The sequence below is a fragment of the Sideroxydans sp. genome (assembly GCF_054604835.1).
The window spans coordinates 1-24,477 of sequence record NZ_JBTSFG010000002.1 but is presented as its reverse complement, the minus strand read 5'-3'; the positions used below and the strand labels follow the sequence as shown (position 1 = coordinate 24,477).

Sequence of the window (24,477 nt, the reverse complement as noted above, 5' to 3'; positions counted from 1 at the left end):
ATGAACAGAAAACTGATCATCATCCTGGCCGGCATCGCACTGCTGAGCGCCTGCTCCAACATCCCGCGTCGCACCACCGGCGAAACGGCCGCGAGCAAGCCCGCCGCCGCGCCCGCTACGACAGACGGCAAGTATCTGGCAGGCGACGGCCCCGGGGCGGATGTGCCGGACAATCTGGACAGCATCCCGGATGCCATACCCAAAGCGGAGCCGCTGCATCGCTACGCCAATCGTCCGTATTCCGCACTGGGCAAAACCTACACGCCACTGCAGACCGTCGGGAGTTATAAAGAACGTGGCACCGCCTCCTGGTACGGCAAGAAATTCCACGGCCAGCGTACTTCCATTGGCGACACTTACGACATGTACGGCATGACCGCCGCCCATCCCACCCTGCCGATACCCAGCTACGCGCGCGTGACCAATTTGGCCAACGGCAAAACCGTTGTCGTGCGCGTCAATGACCGCGGCCCCTTCCTGCATGACCGCATCATCGACCTGTCCTATGCAGCCGCCTACAAACTGGGCTACGTCAACAACGGCAGCGCCGAAGTGGAAGTGGAAAGCATCGCCGTCAACGGCAACGCGCCGGTCGCTGCTGCCGTGACTGCACCAGTGGTGAAGGCAGAGTCGATTGCGGCCGAGACCGTCATGCCGGTGATGCCACCGGATGTGGCCGGCAAGGTCTATCTGCAACTGGGAGCATTCAAAGAGAAGCAGGGGGCCGAGAGTTTCCTGTCCAAGATGCGCGCCGAACTTGGCGACACCGGCAAGGACATCATCCTGCTGCGCCAGAGCGGACTTAACCGCATCCAGCTCGGGCCCTATGCCAATTCCGAAGAAGCGCGCCGCGCTGCAAACACCTTGGCCGGCCGCCTCGGCTTCAAGCCTTTCGTGAGCCAGCACTGATGCACGAGGCCGCCAACATCGTTGTCGGCCTCGTAGCATTCATCCACCTCTACATCCTCGTGCTGGAGATGTTCCTGTGGACAAAGCCCACAGGACTCAAGGCATTCGGGCTGAGCAAAGAGTTCTCCGCACAGACCCGCACACTTGCCGCGAATCAGGGTCTGTATAACGGGTTCCTTGCGGCGGGACTGATCTGGGGATTGCTGTCTGACCAAGTCGATGTGCAGATGTTCTTTCTGGGCTGCGTGCTGGTGGCGGGTATCTATGGCGCGCTGACGGCCAATGTGAAGATAATTTGGGTGCAGGCGGTGCCGGCGGTTATTGGGTTGGTATTGGTGGGCTTGGCGTAGCGCACACTGATGCGTTCCACCGACCGTTCCCTATCCCTCCGGGGGAGGGATAGGGTGGAGGAGCACTATTGTTATTTGCGCTCATCTTAAAACCAAACCCAGCACCGTCGGGCAACCCCCGGCGGTGTTGGTTCTGAATTTGAAGCCATTTATGCTTCGACAAGCTCAGCACGAACGGCTTGAGTGATCCCAAAACCCCACTCCCAGTAACGTTGCCATAATATTAGAACATGCTAATATTCGCGCCTTGCTGAATCAAGGAGGCATCAATATGTTTGGTATGAACGTTAAAGAGATCGACGCGCAGCAGTTCGCGCAATGGGTGGAAGAAGACGGTCACAAGATGCGTGTGATCGACGTGCGCCAGATGGAAGAGATCGCTCAGGGCACGGTGCCCAAGGCCGAGGCGCTGCCCTTGCATATGCTGCCGATGAAAGTGAATGAATTGGACAAGTCCGAGAAGCTGATCATGGTGTGCCGCAGCGGCGCGCGTTCGGCGCAGGCCTGTATGTTCTTGCAACAGCAGGGTTTTTCAAATGTCATCAACCTGCGCGGCGGGATGATGGCCTGGGTGCAGAGCGGTTTTCCTGCACATCGTTTGAGCTGAGGCGAGCATGAAGAACAAGATACTTTGGGTCATTACCGCAGTGCTGGGCTTGATGGTGGCGATGCAGCAATTACAGGCCAGTCAGGGTGTGGATGTGAAGACCGCGCAAAACATGGTCAGCCAGGGCGCGCTGCTGCTGGATGTGCGTGAGCCCAGCGAATATGCGGCAGTGCATGCCGTGAACGCGAAGCTGTTGCCGTTGGGGCAAGTGGAGAGTCGCCTGCAGGAGCTGGCAGCATTCAAGGACCAACCGGTTGCGGTGATCTGTCGTTCCGGGCGACGTTCCGCACAAGCGGTGGCGATGCTGCAGGAAGCGGGTTTCACCCAAGTGGTCAACGTGCAGGGCGGAACCAGTGCCTGGGTCGAGGCCGGTCTGGACGTCGTCGCACAGCGTTGATGTTTTGGGTGGGCTCTCTGCCCGCCCCTCTTAGCTTTTCTTCTTGGCGCGCGGATGCGCGCTGTCGTAGATCTTGGCCAGGTATTGAAAATCGAGATGGGTGTAGACCTGCGTGGTGGAGATACTGGCGTGGCCCAGCATCTCCTGCACCGCGCGCAGGTCGCCAGACGATTGCAGCACATGCGTCGCAAAAGAATGGCGCAGCATGTGCGGATACACCTTGCGGTTGAGCCCCTGCTTGACCGCCCATTTCTGCAGTTGCATCTCGACACTGCGCGGCGAGATGCGCGCGCCGCGCGTGCCGACGAACAATGCGACCTCATCTTGCTTGGCGACTTGCTCGCGCACTTGCATCCATGCCTTGAGCGCTGCGATAGCCGCTTGCCCAACGGGCACCACGCGGGTCTTGCTGCCTTTGCCGGTGACGCGTACTTCGTTCGAGTGCAGGGTATCTTGCATGGTGGACAGATCGAGACTGATCAGCTCGGCCAGACGCAAGCCGGAAGAGTAGAGCAGCTCGAACATCGCTTTGTCGCGCGTATCCAGCGCTGTCTCCACCTTCATCTCGACCAGCTGTACCGCTTCATCCGGTGACAGTGCATGCGGCAATGTCTTGGGCGACTTGGGCGCACGCAGTCCGACGCAGGGATTTCCGGGGCAGCCGTGGTCGCGCATCAGGTAGTTGTAGAAACCGCGCCAGGATGACAGCAAGCGTGCCAGCGAGCGTCCGGACAGACCGCTACCGTGCAGTTGCGCGATATAGCGGCGGATGTGGTGGCTCTTCAGTTCGCCCAGCGCTGTACTGCCGGCCAGTTCGAACAGGCGCCGGATGTCGCGCGCATAGTTTTCCGAGGTGTGGGGTGAATAGTTGCGTTCGTGCTGCAGGTAGGCCAGATAGCCTGTCAGCGTGAGCGGCTGATCAGACATGCAATCTGAACGCGCTGCCCAGTGTCTCGGCGATGCGCTGCAGGAACACGGTACCCATCTCGGGATAGAAGCGTTCCTTGTCTTCGCTGCCGAGCACCAGCAGGCCGATGGTCTGACCGTTCGCGCGCAGCGGCAGATAGGCGAACGAGCGCAGGTGATTGCCCGACTCGCCGAACCAGCTTTGCGTGTCGGCGACCGCGTGATGCGTGCAGACCGGGAGCGCATGCTCGTCGGCGAAGGCCAGCACTTCGGCGCTGGGCGGCTCGTCTTTCCACAGATGCAATGCGACGTGCGGCACGGCGAAGATCTCGTTCAGACTGTGCGCCACCAGACTCTGCAGGGTATCGCGGTCGTGCGGGCCGAACAGCGCGCAATTGAACTGGTGTACCTTGAGTTGCAGTGCATCGTTCTCCTTGGCGTATTCGATCAGTTCACGAAGTTTCTTCTCCAATGATTTGACCTTGTCGCGCAGCGTGAGCATCTGCCGCTCCGAGAGTGAGATGGTGCGGCCGCCGTGCGGATGCGGCAGGTTGATCTCGGCCAGCATCTCGGCGTTCTGTTCGAAGAACTCGGGGTGGTCTTGCAGAAAGCGTACGACATCATCGGATTTCATGTGATTCCTTTACAAGTTGATCTCGCCCTCGAACACCGTGATGGCCGGGCCGGTCATCAGGACGGGGTTCGTGCCGCCATTCCAGGTGATGGTCAATGCACCGCCGCGTGTGGCGACGTGCACGGTGTCGTCCAGCAGGCCGCGCCGGATGCCCGCAACGACTGCCGCACAAGCGCCCGTGCCGCAGGATAGCGTCTCGCCCGCGCCGCGTTCATAGACGCGCAGTTTAATGTGCGCGCGATCGAGCACCTGCATGAATCCGGCATTCACACGATTGGGGAAGCGCGTGTGGTTCTCGATCAGCAGCCCCTGCTGCAACACCGGGGCGGCGTCCACGTCTGTCACGACCTGTACCGCGTGCGGGTTGCCCATGGAAACGGCAGATATCAGCACCGCCAGTCCATCGACATCCAGTGTCTGTGTGATCTCGTCGCTGTCGCAGACGAAAGGGATGCGCGCCGCCTCGAACACCGGCGCCCCCATGTTCACCGTGACGCGACCGTCATCCTCCAGTTTGGGGGAGATCAGACCGCTCTTGGTCTCGACCACGATCTCTTTCTTGCCGGTGAGCTTCTTCTCGTGCACGAAACGCACGAAGCATCTTGCACCGTTGCCGCACTGTTCCACCTCGCCGCCGTCGGCGTTGAAGATGCGATAGCGGAAATCGGCATCATGCCGCTGTGATTTTTCCACCACCAATATCTGGTCGCAGCCGATGCCGAAATGGCGGTCGGCGATAAGGCGCAGCTTCTCGGGTGTCAGCGAGAGCGACTGACGGATGCCGTCGATGACCACGAAATCGTTGCCCGCGCCGTGCATCTTGGTGAATTTGAGTGTCATGATCGACTGCCTGAAAACAATGCGCGGATTATACGTCGGCACACAACTGGGTGTGGTCGCGGAACATGCATCGATCCATTACCACCGTGATGCCGGCCGCTTGCGCCCGCAGCGCAGCTTCTTCGTTTACCACGCCATCCTGCAGCCACAGCCGCTTGATGCCAAGCTTGATGCAACTGTCCACGATGGCCGGCACATGCTCGGGTGCACGGAACACATCCACGATGTCCACCGGAAAAGGGATGCTCTCCAGGTCGGCATAAGCTTGTTCGCCTAGCACTTCATCGACAAGTGGCCGCACCGGCACGATGCGGTGGCCGAAACCCTGCAAGGCGCGGGCGACGTTGAAGCTGGGACGGGCTGCGTTGGGCGACAGACCGACCACGGCGACCGTGTGCGATTCGCGCAGCAGGCGGCAGATGTCAGCAGGACTTGGGTTGCTAAAAGCCATGTCAGTTTCCAGAAAGAAGCTGTGGCTATAATAAACCATCGGTCCATCCACGACGGGAGCCAAGTTTTGAGCGCAATCCATGCATCGCAATTGACCTTCTTCGCCGCCCACGCCCCGTTCGACCGTTTCGAAGGTGCGCATCAGGTCTGGCTGCTGGAACGCCTGAAACTTGCTTACTACGCCAAGGGCGAAGTGATCGCCTCGCCGGCGCAGGGCAAATCGCAACGATTCTTCATCATCAAACAGGGGCTGGTGCGCGGCGCGCGCCAAGGCGAAGACAGCAGCGATGCGGTGATCGAGCTGCACGAGGGTGAGAGCTTCCCGGTGGGGGCGCTGCTGGCCGGGCGCGCAGTGACTTCCACCTATCGCGCGGCCGAGGATGTGTTCTGCTTCGAGCTGGATGCGGCCGATTTCCACGCGCTGCTCGAACTTTCGCCGGTGTTCAAGGATTTCTGCACGCGCCGTATCACCGCCCTGTTCGAGCAATCGCATCAAGCAATGCGCGCACAGTTCGCGCAGGCGGCGACCGAACAACAGTCGCTGTCCAGCCCGTTGTCCGAGATCCTGCGTCGCGAACCGGTGACCTGTGCGCCCGATACCGCGCTGCTGGAAGTGTTGCGCACCATGCGCGAGTTGCGCGTCGGTTCCATGGTGGTTGTGGATGCGCAGCGCAAGCCGCTGGGTATCTTCACGCTGAACGATCTGCTCGGGCGCGTGGTGCTGCCCGGTCTGTCGACGGACGTGCCCATCTCGCAGGTGATGAGCTCGGAACCGATGGCATTGCCACCAACTGCACCGGCGTACGAGGCGGCCATGGCGATGGCACGTGCCGGCTTCCGTCATGTGCTGGTGACCGAAGCGGACGGCACCTTGAGCGGCATCCTGTCCGAGCGCGACCTGTTCTCTTTGCAGCGCGTGGGGCTGCGCCAGATTAGCGGCGCACTGCGCCAGGCGGCGGATGTGGAGACGCTGGTCGCGCTCAGTCGGGACATCCGCGCGCTGGCGCGCAACATGATGGCGCAGGGGGTGGCCGCCGAGCAGCTGACCTTGTTCATCTCCACGCTGAACGACCTGCTGGCGGCGCGCCTGATCGAACTGGAGTGTGACGCCTCGGCGCTGACGGGAACGCCACTGTACGAGAACCTGTGCTGGCTGGTGATGGGTTCCGGTGGGCGCTATGAGCAGACGCTGAACACTGATCAGGACAATGCGCTGATCTTTATGCCCCCGCCGGGCATGACGGCGGACGAGGCGCGCGCGATCCTGTTGCCGGTGGCGTTGCGCATCAATCAGGCGATGGCGCGTTGCGGCTTCCCGCTGTGCAAGGGCAACATCATGGCTTCCAATCCGAAGTGGTGTTTGTCGCTGGAAGAGTGGCAGGAGGTGTTCACCAAGTGGGTGGACAGAGGTTCGCCGGAAGCGTTGTTGCATGCCTCCATCTTCTTCGATTTCCGTGCACTCGCGGGGCAGCGCAAGCTGGTGGAGACGCTGCGCAACTGGCTGGCACAACTGGCGCGCAGCAACAGCCGCTTCCTGCACCAGATGGCGGCCAACGCGATGCGCAACCGTCCGCCGCTGGGGGTGGTGCGCGATTTCGTGCTGAACGACGCCAAGCGCATCGACTTGAAATTGAATGGTCTGGCTCCGTTCGTCGATGCGGCGCGCATCTTCAGTCTGGCTGCAGGCGCCACACAGACCAGCACCATCCAGCGCTTGCGCCAGAGCGCTGCCGCACTGCATGTGCCGGAAGCCGAGGTGGAGGCGTGGATCGATGCATTCCTGTTCATCCAGATGCTGCGCCTGCGCCATCACTATGAAGCCAGTGCAACATTGAGCGAGGCCGAAATCGCGCAACTGGACAATCTGATCGACCCTGCCGCGCTGAACGAACTGGACCGGCGCATCCTGAAAGAATCGTTCCGCCAGGCACGCAAGGTGCAGGCCAAACTGGCGCTGGATTACCAGCTGTGAAGAAGCTGTTGCAACGCTGGTTCGCGCCACGCGCCAAGCTGGACGCGGAACAAGCGGCGCGACTGGCGGCGTGGCAGAAGTTGCCATTACCGGATACGAAGTTGCCATTCGAGCGGGCACGCTATGTGGTGGTCGATGTGGAGACCACCGGCCTGAACCTGATGACGGACACGCTGATCTCCATCGGTGCGGTGGCGGTGGTGGGTGGGCGCGTGGTGATGGCCGACAGTTTCTCCGTGGTGTTGCAGCAGCAGCAGAGCAGCCGCAAGGAGAACATTTTGATTCACGGCATCTCCGGTTCGGTGCAGCGCGAGGGCATGCCGCCCGCCGAGGCCTTGCTGGATTTTCTGGAATATCTTGGCGATGCGCCGCTGGTCGCCTTCCATGTCGCGTTCGACGAGACCATGATCCGGCGCGCCGTGCGCCAGTATCTGAATCACAACTTCAAGCACCCCTGGCTGGATCTGGCCTATGTTATGCCCGCCCTCAATCGCGACCTGATGCGCAGCCATCGTGTGCTGGATGACTGGATAGGGCGCTTCGGCATACACATCGCGGCGCGGCACAACGCGCTGGCCGATGCGCTGGCGACCGCGCAATTGCTGCAGATCGCCCAGTCGCAGGCGCGGCGCAAGGACGTCACCGACTACTCTGGATTGCGAGATCAGGAGCGTGCGCAACGCTGGGCCAGCAACGTAAGATGATTGTAAGGTTGCTCCCGTAACCTGCCGCGAGCAGTGTCGGGCAGGCTAGCTTCATGTCAGGCGCGGCGCTTCGAAAATTCTAATAAGGGAGACAAGCATGGATAAGCAAGGCGAAGCCTACTGGAAGGCGACGTTGGGCCTGCTGACCAAGATTCTGGCAGTGTGGTTCATCGTCTCGTTTGGCGCGGGCATCCTGTTCGCGGATATGCTGAACGGCATACATCTTGGAGGGTATCCACTGGGCTTCTGGTTCGCCCAACAGGGATCCATGTACATCTTTGTGGCACTGATTTTCTACTATGCCAAGAAGATGGATCAAATCGATCGCAAGTTCGACGTACACGAAGAATAAGGGGCTGACATGGATCTGCAAACAACGATTTATCTGGTGGTGGGGCTGAGCTTCGCCCTGTACATCGGCATCGCCATCTGGGCGCGCGCCGGTTCGACTTCCGAGTTCTACGTCGCCGGTGGCGGCGTCGGTCCGCGCATCAACGGTATGGCGACAGCGGCCGACTGGATGTCGGCCGCGTCATTCATCTCCATGGCCGGCCTGATCTCCAACATGGGCTACGGCGGCGGTCTGTTCCTGATGGGCTGGACCGGCGGTTATGTGCTGCTGGCCTTGCTGCTGGCACCCTACCTGCGCAAGTTCGGCAAGTTCACCGTGCCGCAGTTCATCGGTGACCGCTACTACTCGCAGACGGCTTCCACCGTTGCAGTGCTGTGCCTGCTGGTGGCCTCGCTGACCTACATCATCGGTCAGATGACCGGTGTAGGCGTGGCGTTCTCGCGCTTCCTGGGCGTGAGCAACGAGACCGGCATCTACGTCGGTATGGGCATCGTGTTCACCTATGCGGTGTTCGGCGGCATGAAGGGCATCACCTACACTCAGGTGGCACAGTATGTGGTGCTGATCTTCGCCTATACCATCCCGGCGATCTTCATCTCCATGCAACTGACCGGCAATCCAATCCCGCAACTGGGTCTGGGCTCCAGTCTGACCGGTCAGGATATTTCGCTGCTGCAGAAACTGGATCAGGTCGTGGTCGATCTGGGCTTCGGGCAATACACCACCACCACGGCAGGCAGCACGCTGAACATGTTCGTGTACACCCTGTCGCTGATGATCGGTACGGCCGGTCTGCCGCACGTGATCATGCGCTTCTTCACCGTGCCCAGCGTGCATGCCGCACGTCTGTCGGCCGGTTGGGCGCTAGTGTTCATCGCCATCCTGTATACGACCGCCCCGGCAGTCGCCGCAATGGCCAAGACCAACCTAATCCGTACGCTAACACCCGGTGTGGTTATGCAGAACGCCGATCCTTATGCTGCAGAATCGCAGATCAAGTATGACGAGCGTCCGGACTGGATGAAGCGCTGGGAAGTGACTGGCCTGTTGAAGTTCGAGGACAAGAACGCCGATGGTCGCATCCAGTACTACAACGACAAGTCCAAGAGCGAGGAATTCAAGGCCAAGGCGGAAGCGGCCGGCTGGAAGGGCAACGAGCTGTCGGTCAACGCCGACATCATCGTGCTGGCCAACCCGGAGATCGCATTGCTGCCGAACTGGGTGATTGCGCTGGTGGCTGCCGGTGGTCTGGCTGCTGCGCTGTCCACAGCTGCCGGTCTGCTGCTGGCGATCTCCTCCGCTATCTCGCATGACCTGGTGAAGGGTGTGTTCAAGCCGAACATCAGCGAGAAGGGCGAGTTGATGGCGGGCAAGATCGCCATGGCCTGCTCCATCGTGGTGGCCGGTTACCTCGGCCTGAATCCGCCGGGCTTTGCGGCCGGTACCGTGGCGCTGGCCTTCGGTATTGCGGCGTCATCGCTGTTCCCGGCGATCATGATGGGTATCTTCTCCAAGAAGATGAACAAGGAAGGTGCCATCGCCGGTATGTTGGCGGGCCTCACCATCACCCTGTTCTATGTGTTCGCGCACAAGGGCTTGTTCTTCATCAAGGGTACCGACTACCTGCCGCTGATCGGCGGCCCGAACAGCTTCTTTGGCATCACGCCTGAGGCGTTCGGTGCAGTCGGCGCAATGGTCAACTTCATCGTGGCGTTCGTGGTGGACAAGTTCACCAAGGAGCCGCCGGAGCATATCCAGCATCTGGTGGAGAGCGTGCGAACACCGCGCGGCGCGAAAGCGGTCGACGGTCGTCACGCGTAACAGGTTGTTGAAAAACGTAGCGAGGATGGCCAGATGCAAGGCGCACGGCGCGCAGGAACCGGAATGTACGAGTAGTACATGAGGATTTCGAGCACCGTGCAACACCGCAGATGGCCATCGCAGTAGTTTTTCAGCGCCTGTGAAGCCAGTGGGCTGCGTGTAACATAGGCCCCGCCGAGTCCCGGCGGGGCTTTTTATTTGGAGTGAATATGGTTTTCGATGTGAATGTAGCCATGACTTGGGTGCTGTTCCTGGCCCTGTTCCCGATCGCGTTCTTCTGGCTGCGCCGTGCCTGGCGCATCGCCATCCGACGCGATTTCTCGGAAGTCGGCCTGAGGAAGGGCGTGCCGCCCGACAGGCCGGAACGCTTCGCACCCTATGCGGCGGCGATCAATCTGCTGGGGGGGGTGATTGTGCTGTGGGTCATCTTCGGTGTGCTGACGGCGCAGCTTGACTACACATCCTGGAGCGCCACCGCCGGCATCACCATCTGGCTGAAGATGATCGCCGATTTCATCCTGAGTCGGCATGCCCACCCCATGGTGTTCAAACGCAAGCAGGAATGAGCATTCAGCCTTGCGGCAGCAGTTTGAAACGGGTGCAGATGCGCGTTCCTTTGCCGTCCGACCCTTCGTTCAGCGTTAGCTCGGCACCGTGCCGCTTGGCGACCTCGGCCACGATGGAAAGGCCGAGTCCGCTGCCGCTCTGGCCGCTGCCGAGGATACGGTAGAAGCGTTCGAACACGCGCTCGCGGTGTTCGGGGGCGATGCCGGGCCCGTTGTCCTCGACGCACAATAGAGCCTGGCCGGGTGAGTAAGCCGTGCTGACGGTGATGTGCCCACCTTGCGGGGTATAGCGGATCGCATTATCGATCAGGTTGTTGAGCAACTCGCCCAGACTGGGCGCATCGCACAGCAGCGGCAAAGCCTTGTCGCTTGCTTCATAGCCAAGATCGATGTCTTTCTCCAGCGCCATCTGCACCCATTCCAGCGTGCATTCCTGCGCCAACTGGCGCAGATCGATACGTGTGAAGCGGTCGGTTCCCAAACCGGCGGGTTCGGTTCTGGCCAATGCCAGCAGTTGGTTGACCAGACGCGTGCCATGGCGGGTGCTGGTCAGAATGTGGCGCAAGGCATGTTGTTTCTGTTCGGTGTCATTCGTGCGCAACGCGAGTTCTGCCTGTGTCTTCAGCCCGGCGAACGGTGTGCGCAATTGGTGCGCGGCATCGGCGACGAAGCGCTGTTGTGCTGCCATCACCTGTTTCAATCTCTCCAGCAGATCGTTCACCGCGTCGATCAGCGGCCGCACTTCAGCCGGTGCCTTGCTGCCGTCGAGTTGGCTCAGATCATCGCGCTGCCGGCTGCCGACTTCGTTACGCAGCCGCTCCAGCGGCCGCAGACCCTGTTTCAATCCATACCAAACCACGGCGAGCGCGATCAGCGTCAGCAGCAGTTGCGGGATCACGATGTTGGCCAGGATGCCGCGTATCAAGGCTTGGCGTTGCTGGGTGGTCTCCGCGACATGCAGTTGCAGGACTTGGCCGCTGGAATGGAAGGTCAGGCTGACCATGCGGGTCTTCTGGCCCTCGCGCTCGCCGTTGCTGAACAGCGGGCCGGTGCGGCCGCGCCGATAGGACAGCGGTCGTAGCGTGTTGCCGTTGCCCGCCAGCTTGTGGCCTTCGCTGTCGGTGACCGTGTAGACCACGCGGTCCGGCATGCCGGGATCGCTACCGTCCGGCAGTTCCGGCGTCACGTCTAGGCGCGGTATGCCGCGGCTCAGGCCGAGCTGCGAAGCGATCTCGTTGGCGCGCTGCAGCAGCACCAGGTCGTAGGGCTGGTTGGCGTAGTTGATGGTGGCGAAGTAGCCGACGGCGGTGCTGGCGATCCACAACAGGTACAGCGAGATGAGCAAACGCTGCATGAGGTAGCTGCGCAGTGATCGGATCTGGTTCTCCATGTCGCTGTCTCAGCCGATGCCGGTTGGTCTGCTCAGCTTGCCGGGTTTTGCAGGTTGTCGATGACGTAACCCAGGCCGCGGATGGTGCGGATGGTGACACCTGCGGGTTCGACCTTCTTGCGCAATCGGTGGATGTAGACTTCGATGGCGTTGTTGCTGGCTTCTTCGGAATAGCTGTAGAGACGTTCCAGCAGTTGCTCCTTGCTTACCACCCAACCGGTGCGCATCATCAGTGCCTCGAGAACACTCATCTCGCGTGTGGTGAGTTCCAGCGGTACGCCGTCTATCATGGTGCGACGTGCCACGCTGTCGAAGGTGAGCTTGCCGCAGGCATAGACCGGGTTCATGCCGCACTGGCCGCGCCGGATCAGGGCGCGCACGCGCGCTTCCAGTTCGGGCAGGCTGAACGGTTTGATCATGTAATCGTCGGCGCCGAGGTCCAGTCCTTTTACGCGGTCCCCTTCTTCGTCGCGCGCGGTGAGGATGATGACCGGCACCTGGCGATTGTTGTCACGCAGGCTGCGCAGCACGCTGAAGCCGTCCAGCTTGGGCAGGCCGAGATCGAGGATGACCAGGTCGAACGGTTGTTCGCCGCTGAGGATGAGTTTGGCGGAGAGTCCGTCCTTGACACAATCGACGGCGTAACCGGAATGGCGCATGGAGTTGCACAGGCCGTCTGCCAGTACTTCATCATCTTCAGCGATCAGGATGCGCATCGTGTGTCAGTCCCACGTAAGGGAATAGGGTTAAGTTCGTCACGGGCAGGTATGCTTATGACTTTGTCTTCAGCCGCCGGACTGCATTCTATGTGCAAGCGGCAGTTTGTCCAAATGGCGGGCGCGGCATCAGGTAACAGGATCGAGTACAGACATGCAGGCAGGCGAAAGACATCGACGCTACTGGCGCAGCAATCTGCGCATGACCGGCGTATTGCTGGCGATCTGGTTCGTCGCCACATTCGTGGTCAGCTGGTTCGCGCGCGAACTGCAAACGCTGACCGTGCTGGGCTTCCCCTTTCCATTCTTCATGGCGGCGCAGGGCGCTTTGCTGATCTATCTGCTGTTGGTCGCGTTCTATGCCTGGCGCATGGGCAAGCTGGATGAGGAATATGGCGTCGGAGAGGATGCCTGATGGCAGCCCAATCGCAATTCACCTCGCAGCTGAAACGTTATTACTCGCTGTACACCGGCGGCGTCATCGGCTTCGTCGTGCTGCTGTCCATCCTCGAGCAGATGGGCGTGCCCAACCAGACACTGGGCTATATCTTCCTCGGTGTGACCGTGTCGCTGTATGCCGGTATCGGTATCCTGTCCAAGACCTCGGATGTGTCGGAATATTATGTGGCCGGCCGCCGCGTTCCGGCCCTGTTCAATGGCATGGCGACCGCTGCCGACTGGATGTCCGCCGCGAGTTTCATAGGTTTGGCCGGAACCTTATATATATCGGGCTACGACGGTCTGGCGTTCGTCATGGGTTGGACCGGCGGTTATTGTCTGGTGGCGCTGTTCCTCGCTCCTTATCTGCGCAAGTTCGGGCAATACACCGTGCCGGACTTCCTGGGCGCGCGCTACGGTGGTGACGGCCCGCGCATGATCGGCGTGTTCGCCGCCATTCTTTGTTCCTTCACTTATGTTATCGCGCAGATATATGGCCTGGGTTTGATCGTCAGTCGATTCACCGGTATGGATTTTGGCGTCGGCGTGTTCGTCGGTCTGGGCAGTATCCTGTTCTGTTCATTTCTGGGCGGCATGCGCGCGGTGACCTGGACGCAGGTGTCGCAGTACGTGATCCTCATTGTGGCCTACATGATCCCGGTGATCTGGTTGTCGGTGAAACATACCGGCAATCCGGTGCCGCAGATCGCCTACGGCTATGTGCTGGAGCAGGTGACCGCGCGCGAGAAGGTGCTCAATGATGCCGATACACCGGATGGCGCGCGCGAAGCGGAAGTGCGCGGGATTTTGAAGCAGCGGCAGACTGATACGGAGGCACGATTGCGCGCCTTGGACGCCGGGGGCGAGGACTATCTGGCGGCAGAGCGAAGCCGATTGGCGGCGCAGGTTGCCGAGTTGCGCAAGCGCCACGCTGCGGATGCCGAGATCGCCGATGCGGAGCAGGCGCTGAATGCGTTCCCGAAAGATATGGCCGCCGCGAACAATGTCTGGCACGCCGAATTAGAGGCCGACCGTCTGCGATCTTCTCCCATCGCGGCGCATGCCGAACCCTATGCCGGACCTGACGAAGAGACGCGCGACAACAAACGCAAGAATTTCCTGGCGCTGGTGTTCTGTCTGATGGTGGGTACGGCGGCGTTGCCGCACATCCTGATGCGCTTCTACACCACGACCTCGGTGAAAGAGGCGCGACTGTCGGTGTTCTGGTCATTGCTGTTCATCTCGCTGCTGTATCTCACCGCGCCGGCGTTGGCGGTGTTGGCCAAGTACGATGTGTATACCCTGCTGGTGGGATCGAGCTTCTCCGAGTTGCCGAGCTGGGTGTCGGCCTGGGCGTCGGTGGACAAGGCGTTGATGAACGTGAGTGACATCAACCGCGACGGCATCGTGCAGCTCGCCGAAGTCACCATAGGCGGCGACCTGATCGTGCTGGCCACGCCGGAGATTGCGGGGCTGCCCTATGTGGTCACCGCGCTGGTGGCCGCGGGCGGTCTGGCGGCCGCGTTGTCGACGGCCGACGGTTTGATGCTGACCATCGCCAACGCGCTGTCGCACGATGTGTATTACAAGATGATCGACCCAAAGGCGCCGACCGGACGGCGTCTGGCCATCTCCAAAGGTCTGCTGCTGGTGGTGGCGGTGTGTGCCGCCTATGTCACATCACTCAAACCGGGTGACATCCTGTTTATGGTGGGGGCGGCGTTCTCGCTGGCCGGTTCCGCCTTCTTCCCGGCACTGGTGTTGGGCATCTTCTGGAAGCGTGCCAACAAGGCCGGTGCCATCGCGGGCATGGTCAGCGGACTGAGTGTGTGCATGATCTATATGTACATCACCTACCCGTTCTTCGGCGTGAACGCGCCGCTGTGGTGGGACATCAATCCGATCTCGGCAGGCATCTTCGGCATCCCGGTGGGATTCGTCGGCGTCATCATCGGCAGCGTATTGAGCCGCCCCCCGACTGCCAAGGTGCAGGCGCTGGTGGACTATGTGCGTTACCCGAACATGGCGGGTGACGAAGGCCGCAGCGCATCCTGAGCCGGTGATGGGAGAGTCCGTACTGTTTTTGATCGTGTTGCTCAAGGCGCTGGTGGAAGTCGCCGCGCTATCACTATTGGCGCAGGGCATATTGCGCGTATTGGCCGGCCGCAGTTACCAACAGAATCCTGTTTACCGCCTGTTTCAGGTGATCGCTTCGCCGGCGCTCTGGCTGGGACGCGTGCTGACGCCGCGCTTCATCGCACAGCAGTATCTGGGGTTGATTGCTTTCCTGTTGCTTTTCTGGATGTGGCTGGCGCTGATCTATGCCAAAGCCTATGTCTGCCATGCCGCACTACTGGCATGTTTCGCCGCTTAGCGGTTGGACTGCACGGACAAAAGCCGCTATCCTTCGCGCCCTCAAACAGGCGCCCGTAGCTCAGCTGGATAGAGTATTGGTTTCCGAAGCCAAGGGTCGTGGGTTCGACTCCCGCCGGGCGCACCAAATCAGGTTTCAAGATCCAATGTTGCGGTCGCGGTGCGGCCGGGAGGAAAGTCATGGCTCGTCTGATATTTCTGGTAGTGGCCATCGCGCTGGTGTTCTGGTTGTTGCGCCGCTTCCGTCGTCCGCCGTCCGAGTCCAAAGATGCCTCGCAGCCCGAAGATATGGTGAGTTGCGCCCATTGCGGCTTGAACCTGCCCAAGAGTGAAGCGCTCTCTTCCGGCGACGATTATTATTGTTGTGAGGCACACCGGCGCATATCGAAGCCGGAATGACGCGTATGCGGGACGCCACAAATCCCGAAGTCTCGCTGTTCGCAGGCTGGCGTCCGCCGACCTCGCTGTCGCCGGATAGTCTCTGGCGTTCCCTTTCCCTGTTCAATCTGTATCGCCTGATCCTGGGCGGTGTGCTGGTGTTCACCTCCGCGCTGTTCGGTACGGCGCTGTCGCTGACGCAGTACGAACAAACGGCATTTTTCTGGATCAGCGCCACCTTCACCTTGCTGGTATTGGTTTCGGTGCTGGCCGTGGTCTGGCGCAAGCCGCAGCCAGGGTGGCAACTCGCTTTCCAACTGTGCGTCGATATTGTATGCATCAGCATGCTCAGTTACATCGGAGGCGGCGTGCAGAGCAACTTGCCGATGTTGTTGCTGGTGTCACTGGCTTTCGCCGGCATGATCAGTCATGGCCGCATCACGCTGCTGTATGCGGCGCTGGCCAGCATCACTTTGCTCCTGAGCCACGCTTATGCGGTGCTGACCCGCGATGCATCGGAAGCGCTGTTCTTTCATACCGGCATCCTGAGCACCTCGTATTTTGCCGTGGCCTGGCTGGCGCATGCGCTGTCGAAATATGCCTTGGACAGTGAGCGTCTGGCGGCGCGGCGCGGCGAGGATCTGTCCAGTATGGCGGAGGCGAACCGGCTGATGATCCAGGGCATGCCGGACGGTATGCTGGTGGTAGATGAGCGCGGCCATGTGCGGCAGGCCAACCCCGGGGCCGGGCGTTTGCTGGGCTATAACTTCTCTGCAGGGCAACAGGTCGGGCTGGGTGAGTGCTCGCCCTTGCTGGAAGCCATGTATGCCGCGTGGCGGCAGAATCATGCTCTGGGTGGCGAAGAGCTGCAGCTGCCGCGCACCAACCGTATGGTGAGGGTGCGCTTTCTGGAGATTGGCGGAGCAAGCTTCTGGGGGGCGGTGATTGTGCTGGAGGATATGCAGCGCATCCAAGCGCAGGCGCAGCAGGTGAAACTGGCGGCCTTGGGCAGGCTGACCGCGAACATCGCGCATGAAGTGCGCAATCCGCTGTCGGCGATCAGCTATGCCACCGAATTGATGCAGGAGGGGCCGCGCGACCCGGCGCAGACGCGCTTGCTGCAGATCATCTTGGATAACACTTCGCGCCTGAATCGTATCGTGCAGGACGTAATGCAGATCAACCGGCGTGATCGATCACAGATGGAAAGAATAGATGTGCTTCAGGCACTGTCGCTATTCATCGATAGCCTGGCGCAGGTGGAGCAGGTGCCACGAGCAGTGTTCGAGCTGGCGGTGCCTGCTGGCAGCGCAGTCAATTTCGACCGCGGCCATTTTGAGCAAGTGCTGTGGAACATGTGCCGCAATGCTTTGCGATATAGTCGCAAGCAGCCCGGTAGCGTGCAGTTGAGATGGCTGCAGGATGCCGAAGGAAGGCAACTGCTCGAAGTCGAGGATGACGGGCCGGGTGTGGCGGAGACGGAAGTGCAGAATCTGTTCGAGCCTTTCTACACCACTGATAGTCGTGGCACCGGGCTGGGCTTGTATATCGCGCGCGAATTGTGCGAAGCAAATGATGCGGTGATCGGTTATCGGCGCGGTGAAGGGGGCGGCGCGTGTTTCAGCATCGCCTTCGGGAGGGCCGAAGATGCATAAGGAAAAAGGCATGGAAGCGGGGATACCGAATGTACTGATCGTGGACGATGAGCCCGATATTCTGGAATTGCTGGAACTTGCGCTGACGCGCATGGGGCTGGATGTGACCCGTGCGAACGGATTGTCCGAGGCGAAAGCGCGGCTGGGCGAACGTCGTTATGCGATGTGCCTGACCGATATGCGCATGGCCGACGGAACAGGATTGGATGTAGTGCGCCATATCGCCGAAAGCAGTCTCGATCTTCCCGTCGCGGTGATCACGGCGCACGGCAACATGGAGAACGCCGTGGCGGCGCTCAAGGCGGGCGCGTTCGATTACCTTTCCAAGCCGGTGTCGCTGGAGCAATTGCGCACCTTGGTGAATTCAGCGCTCAGTCTGCCGGTCTGTGCCGGGAAAGCGGATGGCGCCTTGTCAGCATTGCTGGGTGAAGCGCCGGCCATGCAGCAGGCGCGCGATCTGATCGCACGCGTCGCGCGCAGTCAGGCGCCGGTGCACATCAGCGGCGAGTCGGGCAGCGGCAAGGAGATGGCGGCGCGGCTGATCGTGGAGCAGAGTGCGCGCTGCAGGCAGCCCTTTATCGCGGTCAACTGCGGCGCGATCCCAGAGAATCTGATGGAGAGCGAGTTCTTCGGTTACCGCAAAGGCGCGTTCACCGGTGCCGACAAGGACCGGGACGGGTTCTTTCAGGCGGCGAACCAGGGCACGCTCTTGCTCGATGAGGTGGCCGAGCTGCCGCTGGCGATGCAGGTCAAGCTGTTGCGCGCAATCCAGGAGAAGCGGGTGCGCCGCGTGGGGGCGACCGAAGAAGAGGCGGTGGATGTGCGTATCCTGAGCGCCACGCACCGCGATCTGGCTGAATGTGCGCGCGACGGCAGTTTCCGCCAGGATCTGTACTACAGGCTGAACGTGATCGCGCTGCGCATGCCGGCCTTGCGCGAGATACATGAGGACATCCCGCAGATCGCCCAGCAATTGCTGACAAGGATCGGTGGTGCGGCAGGTGCGAAGTTCTCGCCTGCGGCCCTGAAGGTGTTGTCGGCATACGACTTCCCCGGCAACGTGCGCGAGCTGGAGAATGTGATCGAACGCGCGCTGGCCTTGTGCGTAGACGGGCTTATCCAGCCGGATGATCTGCAATTGAAACCTGTGAACGGCGAGCAGCAGGCTGCGGCAACGGGGGGCAAGTACCCGCTGACCGACTATCTGGATCGCGTGGAGCGCGAAGCGATACTGGAGGCCTTGCATCAGACGCATTTCAATCGCACCGCTGCCGCCAAGATATTGGGCGTCACATTCCGCGCCCTGCGCTACCGCATGGACAGACTGTCCATCACTGACAAGGACAAACAGTAGTGAAGTTCGATCCGAGCGGCTGGCTGAGCGGAGTCAGGCGTATCGCGTCGCCGAACTTCGATGCGCGGCCGGTGCAGACGTCGGTCAGCTTGCTGGTCATACACAGCATCAGCCTGCCCCCGGACGAATTCGGCGGCCCGGGCGTGCGGCACTTGTTCACCAATACCTTGGACTGCGGCGCGCATCCCTATTATGCGCAACTGGCGGGAGTGCGTGTCTCGGCGCATTTTCTGATCGGTCGTGACGGCGGCATCACCCAGTTCGTCCCCTGCGGCAGTCGGGCGTGGCATGCGGGGGTGTCGGTGTGGCAGGGGCGCGAGCGCTGCAATGATTTTTCGATCGGTATCGAGCTGGAAGGGTGTGACAGCATGCCTTTTGAGTCTGCGCAATATGCGGCTTTATCCCGGCTGACGCGCCGCCTGCGACGAAAATATCCGATCCGGCACATCGTCGGCCATGCCGATATCGCGCCCGGACGCAAAACCGACCCCGGCCCGACGTTCGATTGGGCACTATATTTTCGCCTGCTTGACCGCTCATCCGCGTAACGGCGGGAGATGGTCTGATATGGAAATATATAGGCCAAATTTCCGCTTGCATTAATTTCCTTAACTACTAGAATTAGCCCCAATTCGCAGGTTGGACCACTAGATATAGTGTTTTTCTGTGTAAAGCCGCTCCGGTGCAAGGCCGGGCGACATCTGCAAATATAAGGGGAGAATACATGCTGCAAGCTTCTGAAACCGCATCGCCATCCGTATCAACCAACGTGTTCGCTGCTCGCGAGTCCGAGTCGGTTTCCGGTGCTTCCGGCGTGATGCTGGATCAATACAAGATCATTCGTCGTAACGGCTCCGTCGTGACATTCGAGCCGTCCAAGATATCCATTGCCATGACCAAGGCCTTCATCGCCGTGAACGGCGGTCAGGGTGCGGCTTCCGCGCGCGTGCGCGAGATGGTGGAGCAATTGACGGAAGGTGTGGTGAGCGCCTTGGCGCGCCGCCAGCCGCACGGCGGCACCTTCCATATCGAAGACATCCAGGACCAGGTCGAACTGTCCCTGATGCGTTCGGGTGAGCATGATGTCGCGCGCGCCTATGTGTTGTACCGAGAGCGCCGCAATCAGGAGCGCGCCAAGAGCAAAGCGGCGGCAGCACCGGAAGCGCCGTTGTTGAACGTGACGGAAGGCGGGGTGAAGCGTCCGCTGGATGTTGCAGCGCTTTTGGCCAGTATCGAGGCGGCATGCGCGGGTCTGGGGGATGCAGTCGACGCGAACAAGATCCATCAGAGCACCATGAAGGATCTGTACGATGGTGTAGCCATGGAAGAGGTGCGCAAGTGCACCATCCTGTCCGCGCGCGCATTGATCGAGCAAGATCCGGCCTACAGCTATGTGACAGCGCGCCTGCTGCTGAACAACATCTGCTGCGAGATCCTGGGCGAGGCGGTGACACAAGCCGATATGGCGACACGCTATGCCGAATATTTCCCCAAGTTCATCAAGCGCGGCATAGAAGCCGAGTTGCTGGATGAGGAACTTGGCCGTTTCGATCTGGCTCGCCTTGCGGCCGCGCTGGACTCGGATCGCGACCTGCAGTTCAACTACCTCGGTCTGCAGACTTTGTATGACCGCTATTTCCTGCATGTCGAAGACAAGCGCATCGAATTGCCGCAGGCCTTCTTCATGCGCGTGGCGATGGGGCTGTCCCTGAATGAAGTGGATCGCGAAGCGCGTGCCATCGAATTCTATCGTCTGCTGTCCAGCTTTGATTTCATGAGCTCTACACCGACATTGTTCAATGCCGGCACGCGCCGTTCGCAACTGTCTTCCTGCTACCTGACCACGGTCGCGGACGATCTGGACGGTATCTACGAGGGCCTGAAGGAAAACGCCTTGCTGTCCAAGTTCGCCGGCGGTCTGGGCAACGACTGGAGCAACGTGCGTGCGCTGGGTTCCCACATCAAGGGCACCAACGGCAAGTCGCAGGGTGTAGTGCCGTTCCTCAAAGTGGTGAACGATACGGCAGTGGCGGTCAATCAGGGCGGCAAGCGCAAGGGCGCGGTGTGTGCCTATCTGGAGACTTGGCACCTCGATATCGAGGAGTTCCTCGATCTGCGCAAGAACACCGGCGACGACCGTCGCCGCACGCACGATATGAACACCTCCAACTGGATCCCGGACCTGTTCATGAAGCGTGTGATGGAAGGTGGCGAATGGACGCTGTTCTCGCCTTCGACCTGCCCCGATCTGCACGACAAATTCGGCGCTGCATTTGAAAAGGCTTATCTGGGCTACGAGGCGAAAGTCGCCAGCGGTGAGATCAAGCTGTTCCGCAAGGTGCCGGCGCAGAGCCTGTGGCGCAAGATGCTGACCATGTTGTTCGAAACTGGCCATCCATGGGTCACATTCAAGGATCCGTGCAACATCCGCTCGCCGCAGCAGCACGTGGGCGTAGTGCATAGCTCCAACCTGTGTACCGAGATCACCTTGAACACTTCGGCAGACGAGATCGCTGTATGTAACCTTGGTTCGGTGAACCTGACGGCACACTTGACTGCCGATGGTCAGGTCGACCACGAGAAGTTGCAGCGTACCGTGCATACCGCCATGCGCATGCTAGATAACGTGATAGACATCAACTACTACGCCGTTGCCAAGGCGCGCAATTCCAACCTGAAGCACCGTCCGGTTGGTCTGGGCATCATGGGCTTTCAGGATTGTCTGCATACTCTACGCATCCCGTATTCCTCGGAAGCGGCTGTCGAGTTCGCCGATCGTTCGATGGAAGCGGTCTGCTACTATGCCTACTGGGCTTCCACCGAACTGGCCGAAGAGCGCGGTCGTTATGCCTCATATCGCGGCAGCTTGTGGGAGCAGGGCATCCTGCCGCATGACAGTCTGGATATGTTGCGCGAAGCGCGCGGCGGTTATGTCGAGGTCGACACCTCGGTCACCATGGACTGGGATGCACTGCGTGCACGTATCCGTCAGCACGGCATGCGCAACTCGAACTGCGTGGCGATCGCGCCGACCGCGACCATCTCCAACATCATCGGCGTCTCGGCCTGTATCGAGCCCACCTACCAGAACATCTTCGTCAAATCGAACCTGTCCGGCGAGTTCACCGTCATCAATGAGCATCTGGTGACAGACCTGAAACAACTCGGCCTGTGGGACGAGGTGATGGTGGCCGATCTTAAATACTTCGACGGCAGCCTGACAAAGATCGACCGCATCCCGGCGGAACTCCGTAGCCTGTATGCGACGGCGTTCGAGGTCGAGCCGAAATGGTTGATCGAAGCGGCTTCCCGCCGCCAGAAGTGGATCGATCAGGCGCAATCGCTGAACATCTACATGTCCGGCGTATCCGGCCGCAAGCTGGATGAGACTTACAAGCTGGCCTGGGTGCGCGGTCTGAAGACCACGTATTACCTGCGCACCTTGGGAGCCACGTCTGCCGAGAAATCCACGTCGCGTGCCGGATCGCTGAATGCGGTATCGAGCGGGGGTGTGGGGGAGATGTCGGCAGCACCGGCTACAGAAGAAACGCAGTTCTGCTCGATCGACAATCCAGAGTGCGAGGCTTGCCAGTAATACTCAAATGACACGGTTCGGCAGCCTGCCGAGCCGTGGCGTATAGAAATCACCACCCGCGCCCTGCGCGGGGGATACAAGAAGAAAAGGACTACACATGCTGAATTTCGAAGATGAAGTGATGCCAACGGCCGCGCCTGCCGCTGCACGCATGGGTGCACTGGCAGCGGGAGCCGCACCTGTTGCCGAGCATGATTACACCATCGCTTCGGTGTCGACCGGTCGCATCCGCGTGGAAGACAAGCGTTTGATCAATGGGAATGCGGACGTGAACCAGTTGGTTCCGATCAAATACAACTGGGCATGGGAAAAATACAATGCAGGTAACGCGAACCACTGGTTGCCGCAAGAGATCAACATGTCGGCCGACATCGCGTTGTGGAAGAATCCGAATGGCCTGACCGAGGACGAGCGCCGTCTCGTCATGCGCAATCTGGGCTTCTTCTCTACCGCCGACAGCCTTGCTGCGAATAACATCGTGCTGGGCACCTATCGCCATATCACCGCGCCTGAATGTCGCCAGTATCTGCTGCGTCAGGCATACGACGAGGCGATCCATACGCATGCTTACCAGTACATCGTGGAAAGCCTGGGGATGGACGAGGGCGAAGTGTTCAATATGTATCATGAGGTCAAGAGCATCCGCGACAAGGATGAGTTCTTGCTGCCCTTCATCGATACGTTGACCAATCCTGAGTTCAAGACCGGCACACCCGAGAACGACCAGAAACTGCTGGAATCTTTGATTGTCTTCGCGTGCATCATGGAGGGGCTGTTCTTCTATGTCGGCTTCGTGCAAGTGCTGGCGCTGGGGCGCCAGAACAAGATGACGGGCGCTGCGGAGCAGTTTCAGTACATCCTGCGTGACGAGTCGCTACACCTGAACTTCGGGGTGGACATGGCTAACCAGATCAAGCTGGAGAATCCGCACCTGTGGACGCCGGAATTCAAGGAGCGCCTGAAAGGGCACTTCACCAAGGCGGTGGAGCTGGAATATCGCTATGCCGAAGACACCATGCCGCGCGGCGTGCTGGGTCTCAATGCCGGTATGTTCAAGGAGTATCTGCGTTTCATCGCCAATCGCCGTTGCCAGCAGATCGGTATCGATGCGCTCTATCCGGGTGCGACCAACCCCTTCCCGTGGATGGCTGAGATGATCGATCTTAAGAAAGAGAAGAACTTCTTCGAGACGCGCGTCACTGAATATCAGACCGGCGGCGCACTCTCCTGGGATTGATTGTCTGGGCCGGTTGATGCGGTAATAATTTCGCCCCTTTCAAGGGGCGAAATTTTTTATGCGCATATCACCGAGCTCGGGTTGCATGGCGTGCAAAGAAATATCAAAAAAACAACGATTGCTTATTGACATCAAACATATTTCGGATAAAGTTGCAACCGCAAGATGTAGTGAAAAAAATCCACAAAAACTACTACTTATAGTGGTCGACGGATAAAAATAAGGGGGCTTCGCTTGCGCGAACTCGAAATTAAGGCAGCAACTACATTTCCGGCATCACCTTTTGCGCTGAATGCGCAATCGAAAAACGAGATTTCTCTCGGGGGCTTTCCTCCCTCAAAATTCACAGAACATGATTTTCGGCCGGCATTGATGTCTGGTTGTGGCGCAGTGCATCCAGTTATTCGCATAGAGACGAAAACTGGGCGTGCAAAACGCGAAAACGGATCGAAGGCGCATTGATGAATCGCGCCGTAAAGGCTTTGGTATTGCTGCGAGGCAGCATGCTGGAGGAGTAGTAAGTGTTGTTCTTATTAACTTTCATATCTCAAGGAGGTTGAAATGGTAGCAGCAAAGAAAGCCAAACCAGCAGCAAAGAAGCCGGTAGCGAAGAAGGTCGTCGCCGCCAAGAAGCCCGCAGCGAAAAAAGTTGCAGCTAAGAAGCCGGTAGCGAAGAAAGCCGTCGCCGCCAAGAAGCCCGCAGCGAAAAAAGTTGCAGCTAAGAAGCCGGTAGCGAAGAAAGCCGTCGCCGCCAAGAAGCCCGCAGCGAAAAAAGTTGCAGCTAAGAAGCCGGTAGCGAAGAAAGCCGTCGCCGCCAAAAAGCCCGCAGCGAA

The 24,477-nt window shown here is 59.9% G+C and carries 26 protein-coding genes, 1 tRNA gene and 1 other RNA gene; 21 read left to right on the top strand and 7 right to left on the bottom strand.

Annotated features, from left to right (window positions below; translation table 11 throughout):
- From ACYCZ5_RS03480 to ACYCZ5_RS03465, 4 genes are all read left to right on the top strand, one after another.
- Complete coding sequence (locus tag ACYCZ5_RS03480) at positions 1-909, top strand: septal ring lytic transglycosylase RlpA family protein (protein WP_461543391.1); 909 nt, start codon at positions 1-3, stop codon at positions 907-909.
- Positions 909-1,259 (top strand): DUF1304 domain-containing protein, encoded by a 351-nt coding sequence (locus ACYCZ5_RS03475; RefSeq protein WP_461543390.1) that lies wholly within the window; start codon positions 909-911, stop codon positions 1,257-1,259. The genes ACYCZ5_RS03480 and ACYCZ5_RS03475 overlap by 1 nt, the downstream gene beginning before the upstream one ends.
- Positions 1,260-1,530: 271 nt before the next feature.
- The gene (locus ACYCZ5_RS03470; RefSeq protein ID WP_461543389.1) at positions 1,531-1,866 is read left to right on the top strand and encodes a rhodanese-like domain-containing protein; all 336 of its coding nucleotides are present in this window, start codon (positions 1,531-1,533) and stop codon (positions 1,864-1,866) included.
- 7 nt (positions 1,867-1,873) lie between these two features.
- Complete coding sequence (locus ACYCZ5_RS03465) at positions 1,874-2,263, top strand: rhodanese-like domain-containing protein (RefSeq protein WP_461543388.1); 390 nt, start codon at positions 1,874-1,876, stop codon at positions 2,261-2,263.
- Positions 2,264-2,293: 30 nt separating this feature from the next.
- Here the strand turns inward: ACYCZ5_RS03465 and xerC are convergent, their stop codons facing one another.
- The 4 genes from xerC to ACYCZ5_RS03445 are packed head-to-tail and all read right to left on the bottom strand — an operon-like array spanning position 2,294 to position 5,094.
- The gene (xerC, locus tag ACYCZ5_RS03460; protein ID WP_461543387.1) at positions 2,294-3,190 is read right to left on the bottom strand and encodes a tyrosine recombinase XerC; all 897 of its coding nucleotides are present in this window, start codon (positions 3,188-3,190) and stop codon (positions 2,294-2,296) included.
- Positions 3,183-3,803: a DUF484 family protein gene (locus ACYCZ5_RS03455; protein ID WP_461543386.1), complete on the bottom strand. Its 621-nt coding sequence runs from the start codon at positions 3,801-3,803 to the stop codon at positions 3,183-3,185. Before ACYCZ5_RS03455 ends, xerC begins: the two co-directional genes overlap by 8 nt.
- A 9-nt stretch (positions 3,804-3,812) precedes the next feature.
- Complete coding sequence (gene dapF / locus ACYCZ5_RS03450) at positions 3,813-4,643, bottom strand: diaminopimelate epimerase (protein WP_461543385.1); 831 nt, start codon at positions 4,641-4,643, stop codon at positions 3,813-3,815.
- Positions 4,644-4,671: 28 nt separating this feature from the next.
- Positions 4,672-5,094, bottom strand: a complete 423-nt coding sequence (locus ACYCZ5_RS03445) for a CoA-binding protein (RefSeq protein WP_461543384.1) — start codon at positions 5,092-5,094, stop codon at positions 4,672-4,674.
- 66 nt (positions 5,095-5,160) lie between these two features.
- Between ACYCZ5_RS03445 and ACYCZ5_RS03440 the strand changes: the two genes are divergently transcribed.
- From ACYCZ5_RS03440 to ACYCZ5_RS03425, 4 genes are all read left to right on the top strand, one after another.
- Positions 5,161-7,065, top strand: coding sequence for a DUF294 nucleotidyltransferase-like domain-containing protein (locus ACYCZ5_RS03440; protein ID WP_461543383.1), 1,905 nt, complete (start codon positions 5,161-5,163; stop codon positions 7,063-7,065).
- A complete protein-coding gene (locus ACYCZ5_RS03435) occupies positions 7,062-7,769 on the top strand; it encodes a 3'-5' exonuclease (RefSeq protein ID WP_461543382.1) in 708 nt (235 codons plus the stop codon). Before ACYCZ5_RS03440 ends, ACYCZ5_RS03435 begins: the two co-directional genes overlap by 4 nt.
- Positions 7,770-7,866: 97 nt before the next feature.
- Complete coding sequence (locus tag ACYCZ5_RS03430) at positions 7,867-8,121, top strand: DUF4212 domain-containing protein (protein WP_461543381.1); 255 nt, start codon at positions 7,867-7,869, stop codon at positions 8,119-8,121.
- 9 nt (positions 8,122-8,130) lie between these two features.
- Positions 8,131-9,942: a sodium:solute symporter family protein gene (locus tag ACYCZ5_RS03425; protein ID WP_461543380.1), complete on the top strand. Its 1,812-nt coding sequence runs from the start codon at positions 8,131-8,133 to the stop codon at positions 9,940-9,942.
- Positions 9,943-9,947: 5 nt separating this feature from the next.
- On the opposite strand, the gene ACYCZ5_RS03420 is transcribed toward ACYCZ5_RS03425, so the two are convergent.
- Positions 9,948-10,022, bottom strand: a non-coding RNA gene (locus ACYCZ5_RS03420) — sX9 sRNA.
- 129 nt (positions 10,023-10,151) lie between these two features.
- Here ACYCZ5_RS03420 and ACYCZ5_RS03415 point away from each other — a divergent pair.
- The gene (locus tag ACYCZ5_RS03415; protein WP_461543379.1) at positions 10,152-10,508 is read left to right on the top strand and encodes a hypothetical protein; all 357 of its coding nucleotides are present in this window, start codon (positions 10,152-10,154) and stop codon (positions 10,506-10,508) included.
- A 4-nt stretch (positions 10,509-10,512) separates the two neighbouring features.
- On the opposite strand, the gene ACYCZ5_RS03410 is transcribed toward ACYCZ5_RS03415, so the two are convergent.
- Both ACYCZ5_RS03410 and ACYCZ5_RS03405 read right to left on the bottom strand, forming a co-directional pair.
- The gene (locus ACYCZ5_RS03410) at positions 10,513-11,898 is read right to left on the bottom strand and encodes a sensor histidine kinase (RefSeq protein WP_461543378.1); all 1,386 of its coding nucleotides are present in this window, start codon (positions 11,896-11,898) and stop codon (positions 10,513-10,515) included.
- A gap of 32 nt (positions 11,899-11,930) precedes the next feature.
- Positions 11,931-12,614 carry a response regulator gene (locus ACYCZ5_RS03405; protein WP_461543377.1) on the bottom strand — a complete coding sequence of 228 codons (684 nt, stop codon included), beginning with the start codon at positions 12,612-12,614 and terminating at the stop codon, positions 11,931-11,933.
- 154 nt (positions 12,615-12,768) lie between these two features.
- On the opposite strand from ACYCZ5_RS03405, the gene ACYCZ5_RS03400 reads away from it, so the two are divergent.
- The 12 genes from ACYCZ5_RS03400 to ACYCZ5_RS03345 all read left to right on the top strand — a co-directional run.
- On the top strand, positions 12,769-13,029 hold the full coding sequence (locus ACYCZ5_RS03400; protein ID WP_461543376.1) for a DUF4212 domain-containing protein: 261 nt from the start codon (positions 12,769-12,771) through the stop codon (positions 13,027-13,029).
- Positions 13,029-15,107, top strand: a complete 2,079-nt coding sequence (locus ACYCZ5_RS03395; RefSeq protein ID WP_461543375.1) for a sodium:solute symporter family protein — start codon at positions 13,029-13,031, stop codon at positions 15,105-15,107. The genes ACYCZ5_RS03400 and ACYCZ5_RS03395 overlap by 1 nt, the downstream gene beginning before the upstream one ends.
- The gene (locus ACYCZ5_RS03390) at positions 15,082-15,426 is read left to right on the top strand and encodes a hypothetical protein (RefSeq protein WP_461543374.1); all 345 of its coding nucleotides are present in this window, start codon (positions 15,082-15,084) and stop codon (positions 15,424-15,426) included. Before ACYCZ5_RS03395 ends, ACYCZ5_RS03390 begins: the two co-directional genes overlap by 26 nt.
- A gap of 49 nt (positions 15,427-15,475) precedes the next feature.
- Positions 15,476-15,552: transfer RNA gene (locus tag ACYCZ5_RS03385), tRNA-Arg, on the top strand.
- 53 nt (positions 15,553-15,605) lie between these two features.
- A complete protein-coding gene (locus tag ACYCZ5_RS03380) occupies positions 15,606-15,824 on the top strand; it encodes a PP0621 family protein (protein ID WP_461543373.1) in 219 nt (72 codons plus the stop codon).
- A gap of 5 nt (positions 15,825-15,829) precedes the next feature.
- Positions 15,830-17,458 carry a sensor histidine kinase gene (locus ACYCZ5_RS03375; RefSeq protein WP_461543372.1) on the top strand — a complete coding sequence of 543 codons (1,629 nt, stop codon included), beginning with the start codon at positions 15,830-15,832 and terminating at the stop codon, positions 17,456-17,458.
- Positions 17,451-18,812: a sigma-54-dependent transcriptional regulator gene (locus ACYCZ5_RS03370; RefSeq protein WP_461543371.1), complete on the top strand. Its 1,362-nt coding sequence runs from the start codon at positions 17,451-17,453 to the stop codon at positions 18,810-18,812. The genes ACYCZ5_RS03375 and ACYCZ5_RS03370 overlap by 8 nt, the downstream gene beginning before the upstream one ends.
- Positions 18,812-19,360 carry a 1,6-anhydro-N-acetylmuramyl-L-alanine amidase AmpD gene (ampD, locus tag ACYCZ5_RS03365; protein ID WP_461543370.1) on the top strand — a complete coding sequence of 183 codons (549 nt, stop codon included), beginning with the start codon at positions 18,812-18,814 and terminating at the stop codon, positions 19,358-19,360. The genes ACYCZ5_RS03370 and ampD overlap by 1 nt, the downstream gene beginning before the upstream one ends.
- A gap of 176 nt (positions 19,361-19,536) precedes the next feature.
- A complete protein-coding gene (locus ACYCZ5_RS03360) occupies positions 19,537-22,407 on the top strand; it encodes a ribonucleoside-diphosphate reductase subunit alpha (RefSeq protein WP_461543369.1) in 2,871 nt (956 codons plus the stop codon).
- A gap of 97 nt (positions 22,408-22,504) precedes the next feature.
- Positions 22,505-23,644: a ribonucleotide-diphosphate reductase subunit beta gene (locus tag ACYCZ5_RS03355; protein WP_461543368.1), complete on the top strand. Its 1,140-nt coding sequence runs from the start codon at positions 22,505-22,507 to the stop codon at positions 23,642-23,644.
- A 234-nt stretch (positions 23,645-23,878) separates the two neighbouring features.
- A complete protein-coding gene (locus ACYCZ5_RS03350; protein ID WP_461543367.1) occupies positions 23,879-24,106 on the top strand; it encodes a hypothetical protein in 228 nt (75 codons plus the stop codon).
- Positions 24,107-24,205: 99 nt separating this feature from the next.
- Positions 24,206-24,477 (top strand): histone H1-like repetitive region-containing protein (locus ACYCZ5_RS03345; RefSeq protein WP_461543366.1); only part of this gene is annotated, 272 nt, incomplete at its 3' end.